General features: G+C 72.2%; 11 protein-coding genes. 1 reads left to right on the top strand and 10 read right to left on the bottom strand.

What is annotated here, in order from left to right; genetic code table 11:
* Positions 1 to 37: 37 nt before the first annotated feature.
* Genes pyrF through pyrR form a run of 7 tightly spaced genes read right to left on the bottom strand, consistent with a single transcriptional unit; the run spans position 38 to position 8,621 of the window.
* Positions 38 to 832: an orotidine-5'-phosphate decarboxylase gene (gene pyrF / locus WFK95_RS17090; protein ID WP_336671343.1), complete on the bottom strand. Its 795-nt coding sequence runs from the start codon at positions 830 to 832 to the stop codon at positions 38 to 40.
* Complete coding sequence (carB, locus tag WFK95_RS17095) at positions 829 to 4,158, bottom strand: carbamoyl-phosphate synthase large subunit (RefSeq protein ID WP_336671344.1); 3,330 nt, start codon at positions 4,156 to 4,158, stop codon at positions 829 to 831. Before carB ends, pyrF begins: the two co-directional genes overlap by 4 nt.
* Positions 4,158 to 5,282 (bottom strand): glutamine-hydrolyzing carbamoyl-phosphate synthase small subunit, encoded by a 1,125-nt coding sequence (gene carA, locus WFK95_RS17100; protein ID WP_224646574.1) that lies wholly within the window; start codon positions 5,280 to 5,282, stop codon positions 4,158 to 4,160. The genes carB and carA overlap by 1 nt, the downstream gene beginning before the upstream one ends.
* Complete coding sequence (locus WFK95_RS17105; protein WP_224646575.1) at positions 5,283 to 5,774, bottom strand: PH-like domain-containing protein; 492 nt, start codon at positions 5,772 to 5,774, stop codon at positions 5,283 to 5,285.
* Positions 5,771 to 7,084 (bottom strand): dihydroorotase, encoded by a 1,314-nt coding sequence (locus tag WFK95_RS17110; RefSeq protein ID WP_224646576.1) that lies wholly within the window; start codon positions 7,082 to 7,084, stop codon positions 5,771 to 5,773. Before WFK95_RS17110 ends, WFK95_RS17105 begins: the two co-directional genes overlap by 4 nt.
* The gene (locus tag WFK95_RS17115; protein WP_224646577.1) at positions 7,081 to 8,037 is read right to left on the bottom strand and encodes an aspartate carbamoyltransferase catalytic subunit; all 957 of its coding nucleotides are present in this window, start codon (positions 8,035 to 8,037) and stop codon (positions 7,081 to 7,083) included. Before WFK95_RS17115 ends, WFK95_RS17110 begins: the two co-directional genes overlap by 4 nt.
* Entirely contained in the window at positions 8,034 to 8,621 is a 588-nt protein-coding gene (gene pyrR / locus WFK95_RS17120) for a bifunctional pyr operon transcriptional regulator/uracil phosphoribosyltransferase PyrR (protein WP_224646578.1), read from the bottom strand. The genes WFK95_RS17115 and pyrR overlap by 4 nt, the downstream gene beginning before the upstream one ends.
* A gap of 69 nt (positions 8,622 to 8,690) precedes the next feature.
* Here pyrR and WFK95_RS17125 point away from each other — a divergent pair, with 69 nt between their 5' ends.
* Positions 8,691 to 10,688: an FAD-dependent oxidoreductase gene (locus WFK95_RS17125; RefSeq protein WP_224646579.1), complete on the top strand. Its 1,998-nt coding sequence runs from the start codon at positions 8,691 to 8,693 to the stop codon at positions 10,686 to 10,688.
* Between the two features lie 4 nt (positions 10,689 to 10,692).
* Here WFK95_RS17125 and nusB read toward each other — a convergent pair whose 3' ends face one another.
* From nusB to WFK95_RS17140, 3 genes are read right to left on the bottom strand one after another with little or no spacing between them, the layout of a single operon-like run.
* Positions 10,693 to 11,190, bottom strand: coding sequence for a transcription antitermination factor NusB (gene nusB, locus WFK95_RS17130; RefSeq protein ID WP_224646581.1), 498 nt, complete (start codon positions 11,188 to 11,190; stop codon positions 10,693 to 10,695).
* A complete protein-coding gene (gene efp / locus WFK95_RS17135) occupies positions 11,191 to 11,754 on the bottom strand; it encodes an elongation factor P (protein WP_224646583.1) in 564 nt (187 codons plus the stop codon).
* Between the two features lie 15 nt (positions 11,755 to 11,769).
* Positions 11,770 to 12,852: a M24 family metallopeptidase gene (locus WFK95_RS17140; RefSeq protein ID WP_336671345.1), complete on the bottom strand. Its 1,083-nt coding sequence runs from the start codon at positions 12,850 to 12,852 to the stop codon at positions 11,770 to 11,772.
* Positions 12,853 to 12,901 lie beyond the last annotated feature (49 nt).

Below are 12,901 nucleotides of genomic sequence, written 5' to 3' on the forward strand. Positions count from 1 at the left end.
GGCGGATCGGGCGAGGATCGGATCGGGCGAGGACGGATCAGCCGAGCGCGCGCTCGACCTCGTCCCGCACGGCCAGCGCCGCGGACCGCAGCGCCGCGGCCTCGGGGCCCGCCCCGAGCACCTGCCGCGACGAGTTGGGCAGCACCGTCGCACCCGTGCCGAAGATCGCCGCGAGGTCCGCCGGAGTGGCGCCCTGCGCGCCCAGTCCCGGCGCGAGGATCGGCCCGGCCAGGCCGTCCAGGTCCAGGCCGTGCTCGCGGGTGGCACCCACCACGAGGCCGACGGTGCCGGTCCCGTCGGCGTTGTCGGCCCGGGCGTCGTCGACGATCCGCTGCCCGACGCCGTCGGCCTGCACCTGCGCGCCCTCGGGGTTGGAGGTGCGGGCGAGGACGAAGACGCCGCGCCCGGCGGCGCGGGCCACGTCGATCGCCGGTCGCAGCGAGCCGTAGCCGAGGTAGGGCGAGAGCGTCACCGCGTCGGCGGACAGGGGCGAGTCGCCGAGCCAGGCGCGCGCGTAGCCGGCCATGGTGGAGCCGATGTCGCCGCGCTTGGCGTCGGCGATCACGACCGCGCCCGCCTCGCGGCACGCGGCCATGACCTCCTCCAGCGCGAGCATCCCGGCGGCGCCGAACTGCTCGAAGAAGGCCACCTGCGGCTTGACGAAGCCGACCTCGCCGGCGAAGGCCTCGGCGCAGCGCAGCCCGAAGGCCCGCACGCCGGCGGCGTCGTCGGACAGGCCCCACGCGGCGAGCAGCGGCGGGTGCGGGTCGATGCCCACGACCAGCCGCCCCCGGTCGGCGACGGCGCTGGCGACGCGCGCGGCGAAGGTCACCGGTTCACCAGTGCCGCGTGCATGTCCTGCAGGCTCTTGACGCCGATGCCGCCGCGCAGCGCCGCCTCGATGCCCTGCACCGCGGCCGAGGCGCCCTGCACCGTGGTCACGCACGGCACGGAGGCCTGCACCGCGGCGGTGCGGATCTCGTAGCCGTCGACGCGAGGGCCGGCGTTGCCGAACGGAGTGTTGATGATCAGGCCCACCTCGCCGGCCTTGATCTTCTCGACGATGGACTGCTCACCCTCGGGGATGACATCCGAGTGCTTGAGCACCGTCTCCACCTGGACCCCGTTGCGCCGCAGCACGTCCGCGGTGCCCTCGGTGGCGAGGATCGAGAAGCCGAGGTCGGCGAGGCGCTTGATCGGGAAGATCAGCGCGCGCTTGTCCTTGTTCGCGACCGAGACGAAGACGTTGCCGGTGGCGGGCAGCGAGCCGCTGATCGCGGTCTGCGACTTGGCGAAGGCGGTGCCGAAGTCGCGGTCGACGCCCATCACCTCGCCGGTGGACTTCATCTCGGGCGAGAGCAGCGAGTCGACGCCGGTGCCGTCCGCGCGCCGGAACCGGTTGAAGGGCAGCACCGCCTCCTTGACGGAGACCGGCGCGTCGATCGGCATCTGCGAGCCGTCGCCCTCCGCGGGCAGGATCTGCTGCTCGCGCAGCTCGGCGATGGTCTGGCCGAGCATGGCCCGGGCGCAGGCCTTCGCGAGCTGGACCGCGGTGGCCTTCGAGACGAAGGGCACGGTCCGCGACGCGCGGGGGTTGGCCTCGAGGACGTAGAGCACGTCGTCCTTGAGCGCGTACTGCACGTTCATCAGGCCGTGCACGCCGATGCCGCGGGCCAGCGCCTCGGTGGCGGCGCGCACCGCGTCGATGTCGGCGCGGCCGAGCGTGGTGGGCGGCAGGGTGCAGGCCGAGTCGCCGGAGTGGATGCCGGCCTCCTCGATGTGCTCCATGATGCCGCCGATGAAGACCTCGCCGGTGGCGTCGCACAGGGCGTCGACGTCGATCTCCACGGCGTCCTCGAGGAACCGGTCCACCAGGACCGGGCGATCGGGCGCGAGCTCCGTGGCGCGCGAGATGTAGTCGAGGAGCGCCTGCTCGTCGTAGACGATCTCCATGCCGCGGCCGCCGAGCACGTACGACGGGCGCACGAGCACGGGGTAGCCGATCCCGGCGGCGACCTCGCGGGCCCCCTCGGCGGTGGTGGCGGTGCCGAACTTCGGCGCCGGCAGGCCCGCCTCGGTGAGCACGCGGCCGAACTCGCCGCGGTCCTCGGCGAGGTCGATGGCCTCGGGCGAGGTGCCGACGATGGGCAGGCCCGCGGCCTTGAGGCGCGCGGCGAGGCCCAGCGGGGTCTGCCCGCCGAGCTGCACGATGACGCCGACGACGCCCGGGCCGCCCTCGCCGGAGCGCTGCTCCGAGTGGTAGACCTCGAGGACGTCCTCGAAGGTCAGCGGCTCGAAGTAGAGCCGGTCGGCGGTGTCGTAGTCGGTGGAGACCGTCTCCGGGTTGCAGTTGATCATCACGGTCTCGTAGCCGGCCTCGCTCAGGGTGAGCGCGGCGTGGACGCACGAGTAGTCGAACTCGATGCCCTGGCCGATACGGTTCGGGCCCGAGCCGAGGATGAGCACCTTGGGCCGCTCCGTCTGCGGGGCCACCTCGCCGGTGGCCGACGGGTCCAGCTCGTAGCTGCTGTAGTGGTACGGGGTCTTCGCCTCGAACTCGGCGGCGCAGGTGTCGACGGTCTTGTAGACCGGGCGCACGTCGTGCTCGTGCCGGAACGCGCGGACCTCGTCCTCGCTCACCCCGCGCAGCTCGGCGATCTGCAGGTCGGAGAAGCCGTGGGTCTTGGCCAGCCGCACCAGGTCCGGCGTCAGGTCCGCGTCGCGGACCCGCGTGCCGAGGTCGATGACCGCCTTGATCTCCTCGAGGAACCAGGGATCGATCGCCGTGGCGTCGAAGACCTGCTCCACGGTGGCGCCCAGCTCGAAGGCCCGGCCGATCAGGTAGAACCGGCCGTCCTTGGGGACGGTGATCTCCTGCAGCAGCTCCTCGAGCGTGCCCTCGACGGGCGCACCCGTCCAGAAGCCGTGGCGCTTGGTCTCCAGCGAGCGCATCACCTTGCCGAAGGCCTCGGCGAAGCTGCGCCCCAGGCTCATCGCCTCGCCCACCGACTTCATCGTGGTGGTGAGGGTGTCGTCGGCGCCGGGGAACTTCTCGAAGGCGAAGCGCGGGGCCTTGACCACGACGTAGTCGAGCGTCGGCTCGAAGCACGCCGGGGTCTCGCCGGTGATGTCGTTGAGGATCTCGTCGAGCGTGTAGCCCACGGCGAGCTTCGCGGCGATCTTGGCGATCGGGAAGCCGGTGGCCTTCGAGGCGAGCGCCGAGGAGCGCGAGACGCGCGGGTTCATCTCGATGGTGACGAGGCGGCCGTCGCGCGGGTCCTGCGCGAACTGGATGTTGCAGCCGCCCGTGTCGACGCCCACCTCGCGGAGGATGGCGATCGACTGGTCGCGCATGATCTGGTACTCGCGGTCGGTGAGCGTCATCGCCGGGGCCACGGTGACCGAGTCGCCGGTGTGCACGCCGACGGGGTCGACGTTCTCGATGGAGCAGACGACCACCACGTTGTCGCGGCCGTCGCGCATGAGCTCGAGCTCGTACTCCTTCCAGCCGAGGATCGACTCCTCGATGAGCACGTTCGCGGTCGGCGAGGCGGCGAGGCCCGCACCGGCGATGCGGATCAGGTCGGCCTCGTCGTAGGCCATGCCCGAGCCGAGGCCGCCCATGGTGAACGACGGCCGCACGACGACCGGGTAGCCCAGGTCGGCGACGGTCTCCTTGCACTCGTCCAGGGTGAAGCAGACCTTGGACCGCGCGGACTCGCCACCGATCTTGGCGACGATGTCCTTGAACTTCTGCCGGTCCTCACCGCGCTGGATGGCGTCGAAGTCAGCGCCGATGAGGTTGATGCCGTACTTCTCGAGGATGCCCTGCTCGTGCAGGCCGACCGCGGCGTTGAGCGCGGTCTGGCCGCCGAGGGTGGCGAGCACGGCGTCGATCGGGAAGCCCTTGTCGCGCTCGGCGACGATCACCTTCTCGATGTACTCGGGGGTGATGGGCTCGATGTAGGTGGCGTCCGCGAACTCGGGGTCCGTCATGATCGTCGCCGGGTTCGAGTTCACCAGCGAGACGCGCAGGCCCTCGGCGCGCAGCACGCGGCAGGCCTGGGTGCCGGAGTAGTCGAACTCGCAGGCCTGGCCGATCACGATCGGGCCCGAGCCGATCACCAGGACGTGCTGGATGTCGGTGCGCCGTGGCATTACTTGTCTCCCATAACAGTCGCGAACTTGTCGAAGAGGTAGGCGGCGTCGTGCGGACCCGCCGCGGCCTCCGGGTGGTACTGGACCGAGAAGGCGCGGCCGTCGAGCAGCTCGACGCCCTCCACGACCCCGTCGTTGGCGCACACGTGGCTGACGCGGCCGCGGCCGAACGGGGTGTCGAACTCGGCGCCGCGCTCGCCCTCGAGGGCGAAGCCGTGGTTCTGCGCGGTGATCGAGATCCGGCCGGTGGCGTGCTCCACGACGGGGATGTTGATGCCGCGGTGGCCGAACTTCATCTTGTAGGTCTCCAGGCCGAAGGCACGGCCCAGCAGCTGGTTGCCCAGGCAGATGCCGAACAGCGGCAGCCCGGCGTCCAGGACGCCGCGGGTCAGCTCCACCTCGTGCGCGGCGGTGGCGGGGTCGCCGGGGCCGTTGGAGAGGAAGAAGCCGTCCGGGTTGAACGAGCGCACCTCGTCGAGCGTGATGGTCGAGGGCACCACGTGCACCCGCATGCCGCGCTCGGCGAACATCCGCGGCGTGTTGGTCTTGATGCCGAGGTCGACGGCGACCACGGTGAAGCGGGCCTCGCCCTCCGGCTCGATGGTGTAGGACTCGGTGGTCGAGACCTCGCCGATCAGGTTCTGCCCCTTCATCGACGGCTGCTCCCGCACCCGGTCGAGGAGCTCGGCCTCGGGAGCGAGCGCCTCGCCGGAGAACACACCGGCGCGCATGGAGCCGTTGTCGCGGAGGCGGCGCACCAGCGCGCGGGTGTCGATGCCGGCGATACCGACGACGCCCTGGTCCACCAGCTCGCCCTCGAGGGTGCCGCTGGCGCGCCAGTTGCTCACCCGGCGGGTGGGGTTGCGCACGGCGTAGCCGGCGACCCAGATCTTGTCGCCGCGGGACTCGTCGTCCTCGTCGTTCCAGCCCGTGTTGCCGATCTGCGGGGCGGTCGCCACCACGATCTGTCGCGCGTACGACGGGTCGGTCAGCGTCTCCTGGTAGCCGGTCATCGCGGTGCAGAAGACGGCCTCGCCGAGGGTCTGCCCGACGGCGCCGAACTCGACTCCGCGGTGCACGGTTCCGTCCTCGAGGACCAGCAGTGCTTTGTTGTCGGCAGCCATCTAACTTTCCCTCACGTCCATCAGTTTTCGATACGTCGTCTTGTCGTCGGCGCGGAAGCCCGTGTCCACGACGGTGCCGGTGGGGAGCTCCCAGCGGAACACCAACAGTCCGTCGCCGGGCATCACCTTGCCGGCCAGCTTGGAGGCTCGCCGCACCTCCACCAGGTGCTCGTCGGCGATCCACATCGGGTTGCCCCTGCCGCGCTCCATCAGGTAGCCGTCGGCGTAGCGGCTCAGGTTCACGGTGGCGCGGTAGCCCCAGTCCCCCACCGCCACCCGGTCCTGCCAGTGCGGCGCCACGGTGCTGCCGACGTACACGCCGGAGACCGGGCCGAAGACCAGCTCGCTGAGCTGCTCGGGCGTGCTGGGGATCTCGCCCACCGACGCGGCCTGGCGCTGCCCGCGGCGGCGCCAGCCCAGCGCCATCAGCGCGAACAGGGCGGCCAGCACCACGAGCACGAGCAGCAGCGTGGCGAAGTCGCTGACGCTCACGCCCGCACCCCGGTCCCGGGCTGCGCGGCCGCGCCGTCGCGGGCGGTGACCCGGCCGCGGAGCAGCGTGAGCACGGGCTTGGCCCGGAAGCTCAGCTCCGCGAACGGGGTGTTGCGCGAGCGGCTGGCGAGCTCGTCCGCGCGCACCGTCCACCCCAGGTCGGGGTCGACCAGCGTCAGGTTCGCGGGCTCGCCGACGCCGATCGGCCGGCCCTGATCGTCCAGGCGCGCGATCTGCGCGGGCTTCTCACTCATCACCCGCGCCACGTCGCGCCAGTCGAGGTCGCCGGTCTCCACCGAGACCTGCGCGACGATCGCCAGCGCCGTCTCCAGTCCCAGCATGCCGGGGCGGGCGGCCGCGAACTCGCAGCACTTGTCCTGCTCGGCGTGCGGTGCGTGGTCGGTGGCGACGCAGTCGATCACGCCGTCCCGCAGCGCCTTCCGCAGGGCGGCCACGTCGGACGCCTCGCGCAGCGGCGGGTTCACCCGGTTCACCGCGTCGTAGGTCTGCAGCCGCGAGTCGTCGAGCAGCAGGTGGTGCGGCGTCACCTCGGCGGTGATCGCGATGCCCTGCCCCTTGGCCCACTTCAGCAGTTCGACGGTGCCCGCCGTGGAGGCGTGGCAGATGTGCACGCGCGCACCGGCGTCGCGGGCCAGCAGCGCGTCGCGGGCGACGATCGCCTCCTCGGCGGCGCGCGGCCAGCCGGCGAGGCCCAGGCGGGCGGCTTCGGGTCCCTCGTGCGCCACGGCCCCCTTGGTCAGGCGCGGCTCCTCGGCGTGCTGCGCGATGACCACGCCCAGCGACGCGGAGTACTCCAGCGCGCGGCGCATGAGCAGCGGATCCGACACGCAGACACCGTCGTCGGAGAACACCCGCACCCGGCCGGGCCCGGCGGCCATCATGCCCATCTCGGCGAGCTTCTCGCCCTTCAGCCCGACGGTGACGGCGCCCACGGGGTGCACGTCGACCAGTCCGACCTCCTGGCCCCGGCGATACACGTGATCGGTGACCACGGCCGAGTCGGCGACCGGACTGGTGTTGGCCATGGCGAAGACGGCGGTGTAGCCGCCGAGCGCGGCGGCGGCGGAACCGGACTCGATGGTCTCGGTGTCCTCACGGCCGGGCTCGCGCAGGTGCGTGTGCAGGTCGACGAAGCCCGGCAGCAGGACCTTGCCGCCGCCGTCGATCACCTCGGCGCCCTCGGCGGGCGTGAGACCGGCGCCGATGGCGGTGATCTCGCCGCCGGCGATCGCGACGTCGACCGGATCGCCTTCGCCGTACGGCCGGACATCAGTGAGCAGCACACTCATTCGGGGCCTCCCTCAGTGGCGAGAAGATGGAAGAGGACCGCCATGCGGACGTGCACGCCGTTGTTGACCTGCTGCAGGATCGCGGCCTGCGCGGAGTCCGCGACCGAGTAGCCGATCTCCATGCCGCGCAGCATCGGTCCGGGGTGCAGCACGACGGCGTGATCGGGAAGCAGGGCCGCGCGCTGCGGGTTGAGCCCGAAGCGCACCGAGTACTCGCGCTCGCTGGGAAAGAAGCCGCCGTTCATGCGCTCGGCCTGCACGCGCAGCATCATCACCGCGTCCGCCCCGGGGAGCTCGGCCTCGAGCGAATCGGCGACCGTGACCGGCCACGTCTCGACGCCGACCGGCAGCAGCGTGCGCGGCGCCACCAGGACGACCTCGGCACCCAGCGTGGACAGCAGCAGCGCGTTCGACCGGGCGACCCGGCTGTGCAGCACGTCGCCGACGATGACGATGCGCCGGCCCTCGATGCCGCCGAGCCGCTGCCGCAGGGTCAGCGCGTCGAGCAGGGCCTGGGTGGGGTGCTCGTGCATGCCGTCGCCGGCGTTGATCACCACGGGCCCGGGCAGGCCGCCGAGCGCGGCGGCCGAGTGGGTCCAGTCCGCGATCTGTTGCGCCGCACCGGACGCCGGGTGCCGGACGATCAGCGCGTCGGCGCCGGCGGCGTGCAGGGTGAGCGCGGTGTCGCGCAGCGACTCGCCCTTCGCGACGGAGCTGCCGGACGCGGAGACGTTGATCACGTCGGCGCTCATCCACTTGCCCGCGACCTCGAAGGAGACGCGGGTGCGGGTGGAGTTCTCGTAGAAGACCGTCATCACGGTGCGGCCGCGCAGCGTGGGCAGCTTCTTGACCTCGCGGCCCATCAGCGCCTGCTGCAGCCGGTCCGCCTCGTCGAGGATCTCCTCGGCCTCGGCGCGGCTCAGGTCCGCGGCGGAGAGCAGGTGCCTGGTCACAGCGCGTCCTCCGTCGTCTCCGGTGCGGGCAGCTCGGAGATCACCACGGCGTCCTCGCCGTCCTTCTCCTGCAGCCGCACCTGCACGTCCTCCTGCCGGGAGGTGGGGATGTTCTTGCCCACGTAGTCGGCGCGGATCGGCAGCTGCCGGTGACCGCGGTCGACGAGGACCGCGAGCTGGACCGCGGCGGGCCGCCCGATGTCGCGCAGCGAGTCGAGCGCGGCGCGCACCGTCCGGCCCGAGAACAGGACGTCGTCGACGAGGATGACCAGCGCACCGTCGACCCCCTGCGGCGGCACCGTGGTGCGCTCGAGGGGGCGGTGCGGCTTGTGCCGCAGATCGTCGCGGTAGAGGGTGATGTCGAGGTGACCGACGGGCACCGCCACGCCGGAGAACTCCTCGATGTCGGCCGCCAGCCGGGCGGCGAGAACCGCACCGCGCGTAGGGATGCCGAAGATGACGACGCGGGGATGCGATTCATCACCCGCGGCCCTGGTGTCTAAGGCCGTCTTCTCGATGATCTGATGCGCGATCCGAGCCACCGTTCGGGTGACATCGGCCGCGGACATGAGTTCCCGAGCCACGTGACCCCCTTCTCCGCCTCTCCGGACGGCTCGCTCCGCCTCACTGGACGGACTGAAAAGGATGCCTTGATGCGACACGAAGCATACCAGTACGTTCAGGTCATGGAATTGTCGACCAGGCAACGCACGACGCTGTCCGCGATCGTCGACTCCTTCGCCCCGGGGGACGGGGTGGCGATCCCCTCCGCGAGCGACCTCCGGGCCGGTGACCTGGCCGTTTCCTACGCCGACCGCAGTCCGCGCGACAGCGACGGCGTGACGCTCGCGCAGTCCCTGTCACTCTTCGACAACCGCGTGTTCTGCACCACTGTGTTGGGGACCCGGGGGCAGCGCTTCGCCGATCTCTCGGCCGCCGAACGCGAGCGGGTGCTGATCGATCTGTCCCGGTCGCGGTTCGTCCAGAAGCGGATGCTGTTCAAGCGCCTGCGCAACATCGCGCTGCTCGCCTACTACGCCGCGGGCGGGGCCGACGGCGAGCACGGCCCGGGAGCCGAGCTGATGGCCGCGATCGGCTACCCGCGGCAGGCGCCCATGAAGAAGCCGCGGGCCCGCGCCCTGCGCGCGCAGCGGCCCCTCTCCCCCGCGCGCTACGAGATCGACGCCTCGACCGCGTGCGACGTGGTGGTGATCGGCTCCGGCGCGGGCGGCGCGGTGGCCGCGGCGGCGCTCGCCGAGGCGGGGCTCGACGTGCTGGTCCTCGAGCGCGGCGACTACGTCGCGCCCACGGAGGTGGGCGACTCCGACCTCGACAACCTGGCGCAGCTGTACGCGCCGGGACCGTTCTGGACCGAGAACGCGCAGTCCTACCTCCTGACCTCGCGCTGCCTCGGCGGGGGCACGACCGTCTCGCACGGCGGCTACTTCCTCCCGCCCGAGGAGGTGCGCGCCGACTGGGCGGCGCGGGGCATCGACACCGGACCCGCACTGGACGCCGCCCTCGCGGAGGTGTGGCAGCGCTCGGGCGTGACCGACGGCGCCGGCACCCCCTCCGCGCGGGACGTGATCCTGGAGAAGGGCTGCCGCGCGCTCGACCTGCCGGTACGGCCCGTGAGCCTGGCGGACGACTTCGAGTCCGAGGGCCGGTGGGGCCCGTCCAGCCGGGTCGCGGCCAAGCAGGACGCCGGCCGCACGTGGCTGCGCGACGCCGAGAAGAAGGGCGCCCGCATCGTGACCGGCGCACAGGCCCGGTCGATCGAGACGCAGGGCGGGCGCGCCCGCACGGTGATCGCGCGGACCTCGGGCGGCTCGTGGCTCACGGTGCGCTGCAGCGCCGTCGTGGTGGCCGCGGGCGGCTTCGAGACGCCGGCGCTGCTCGCCCGCTCGGGCATCGGCGGGCAGCACGTGGGCAAGCACCTGCACCTGCACCCCACCGCCACTGCGGTCGGCCTGTTCGGCGAGACCGTGGACCCGTGGCTGGGCGCACCATCGACCCGGTTCAGCGACGCGCACGCGAACCTCGACGGCAACGGCTTCGGCGTGCGGTACGAGACCGCGCCGCTCACGCCCGCGCTGGCGTCGAGCTTCGTGCCGTGGCGCAACCCCGTCGAACACCTCAACGTGATGCGGCAGTTCCCGCACCTGTCGATCGTGCGCGTGGTGCTGCGCGACCGGGGCGCGGGCGAGGTGGTGATGGACGCCTCCGGCGAGCCCTCCGTGCGGTACGACCTGGCGGAGGCCGACCGGACGAACCTGCGGACGGGTGTGGACACCGCGGTCCGCATCCTCGAAGCCGCGGGGGCGCGGCGGATCTTCACCGGCCAGCAGCGCGGGGGCGATCACGTTCCCGGCGACCGCCCGGTCGAGCGGTTCCTGGAACAGTCGCACGCGGCCGGGTACGGCGTCGGCGAGATCGCGCTCGGCGCGCAGGACCCGATGAGCACCGTCCGGATGGCGTCCTCGGAGCGGCGCGGCGCGGCGAACCCGGAGGGCGCGCTGTGGGACGTGCCGAACGTGGTGATCGCCGACGCCTCGGCCCTGCCGACCGCGAGCGGCGTGCACCCCATCGGTGTGGTGCAGGCCCTCGCGCTGCGCAACGCCCGCGCCCTCGCGGAGCGCCTCAAGGGCTGAGCGGCTACTCCGGGCGGTCGGCCGGCTGGGCGGCGGCTGCGGCCCGGACCTGCGGCGCGAGCGCCGCGACCTTGCCGAGCACCCCGTTGAGGTAGGTCGGCGAATCGTCGGTCGAGAGCTCCTTGGCGAGCTCGACGGCCTCGTCGACCACGACGGCGGGAGGCACGTCGACGGCGTTGAAGAGCTCCCAGACGGCGATCCGCAGGATCGCCCGGTCGACGGCGGGCAGGCGCGTGAGCGTCCAGCCCGTCAGGTGCGAGGAGATCACCGAGTCGACCTGGGCGCCGTCGAGGCCGACGCCGGTGACCAGCGTGGCGGTGTACTCGGACACCGGGGCGACGGAGGCGTCGTCGGCGGCGAGCTGCCGGCGCTCCGCGAGCAGGTCGTCGAGATCGGTGACCCCGCGGGCCTCCGCCTCGAACAGCAGGTCGACGGCGCGCTTGCGCGCCCGGTGTCGGGCGCCCGACTTCTTCGGGCGCCGGTTGTCAGACTGCTCGGGCACTTAGGAGTTCACGCGCCCCAGGTAGCCGCCGTCACGGGTGTCGACCTTGAGCTTGTCGCCGGTGTTGATGAACAGCGGGACGTTGATCTCGGCGCCGGTCTCCAGGGTGGCGGGCTTGGTGCCGCCGGTGGAGCGGTCGCCCTGCAGGCCCGGGTCGGTGTGCTGCACGACGTACTCGGCCGACAGGGGCAGCTCGACGAAGAGCGCCTCGCCCTCGTGCATCGAGATCTGCACGCGCATGCTCTCGAGCAGGAACTTCGCGCCGTCGCCGACCTTGGCGTCGTCCAGGTTGATCTGGTCGTAGGTCTCGGCGTCCATGAAGACGTAGTCCGAGCCGTCGTGGTACAGGTAGTCGAAGTCACGCCGGTCGACGGTGGCGACCTCGACCTTGACGCCCGCGTTGAAGGTCTTGTCGACGGTCTTGCCCGACACGACGTTCTTCAGCTTGGTCCGCACGAAGGCGGGGCCCTTGCCCGGCTTCACGTGCTGGAACTCGATGATCTGCCACAGCTGGCCCTCCTGGTTGAGGACCAGGCCGTTCTTGAAATCAGCAGTCGATGCCACGTTGTGTCGATTCTCCTAGAGTGCGATCAAGTCTTTGGTGGTGCGCGTCAGCAGTTCCGGTCCGTCCGCACGGACCACGAGGGTGTCCTCGATGCGGACTCCACCACGACCCGGGAGGTACACACCCGGCTCCACGGTGACCACAGCACCGTCGGACAGTGTACCGCTGCCGAGTTTGCCCAGCGTCGGGGCTTCGTGGATCTGCACACCGACGCCGTGACCGAGGCCGTGCAGGAACTGCTCGCCGTAGCCCGCGGCCTCGATCACCGCGCGGGCCGCGCCGTCGATCGCGCGGACGTCGGCGCCCGGCACGAGGGCCTCCCGCCCGGCGGTCTGCGCCGCCCGGACCACGTCGTAGATCTCCCGTTGCCAGGCCGCCGGCTCGCCGAGGACGAAGGTGCGCGTCTCGTCGGCGTGGTAGCCGCGGAACCGCGCGCCGAAGTCGATCTTGACGAAGTCGCCGGCCGCGAGCACCGCGTCGGTGGGCCGGTGGTGCGGGATCGCCGAGTTCGCCCCGGCGGCGACGATGGTCTCGAAGGCGACCGCCTCGGCCCCGAACTCGTACATCAGATTCTCGAGGCGCCGCGCGACCTGCGCCTCCGTGGCCCCGGGGCGGATCGCGCCCTCCTCCACCAGCGCGCCGAGGGCCTGATCGCTGATCGCGCAGGCGCGGCGGAGAAGCTCGATCTCGCCGTCGTCCTTGACCTCGCGGAGCTTCTCGACGAGCCGGGTGGTCGGGACCAGGCGCGCCTCCGGCGCGAGCCGGGCGTGGTCGGCGTAGCTCAGGGCCGTCGCCTCGAAGCCGACGGTGCCGTCCGCCTCCGCGAGGAGGGCCTTCGCGACGTCGCGCTCGATGATCGCGCGCAGGTCGCCGGACTGCTCCGCGACCTGGGTGAGGTAGCGGCCGTCGGTGGCGATGGCGTCGGCGGCGGGATCCGCGGCCACGAGCAGCGCGCCGTTGGAGCCGGTGAAACCCGCGAGGTAGCGGACGTTGTCGAGATCGGTGACGAGCAGTGCGTCGAGGGCGGGGTCGTGGCTCGCGAGCGCGGCGCGGAGGGTGTCGCGCCGGCGGGCGTGGTCCGTGATCGTCTGCGGCATCCTGCCACGGTATCGCGGCGCGCCGGTCGCGCGCCGCCGCGCGGCGTCG

Origin of the sequence: Tsukamurella sp. USMM236, from assembly GCF_037148755.1 — a bacterium.
Lineage (GTDB): Bacteria > Actinomycetota > Actinomycetes > Mycobacteriales > Mycobacteriaceae > Tsukamurella.

What these genes read in the sequence shown, in the direction of transcription:
- WFK95_RS17110 (WP_224646576.1), bottom strand. Translation starts at nt 7,084, where the DNA reads ATGAGTGTGCTGCTCACTGATGTCCGGCCGTACGGCGAAGGCGATCCG.
- carB (WP_336671344.1), bottom strand. Translation starts at nt 4,158, where the DNA reads ATGCCACGGCGCACCGACATCCAGCACGTCCTGGTGATCGGCTCGGGC.
- WFK95_RS17125 (WP_224646579.1), top strand. Translation starts at nt 8,691, where the DNA reads ATGCGACACGAAGCATACCAGTACGTTCAGGTCATGGAATTGTCGACC.
- WFK95_RS17140 (WP_336671345.1), bottom strand. Translation starts at nt 12,852, where the DNA reads ATGCCGCAGACGATCACGGACCACGCCCGCCGGCGCGACACCCTCCGC.
- carA (WP_224646574.1), bottom strand. Translation starts at nt 5,282, where the DNA reads ATGGCTGCCGACAACAAAGCACTGCTGGTCCTCGAGGACGGAACCGTG.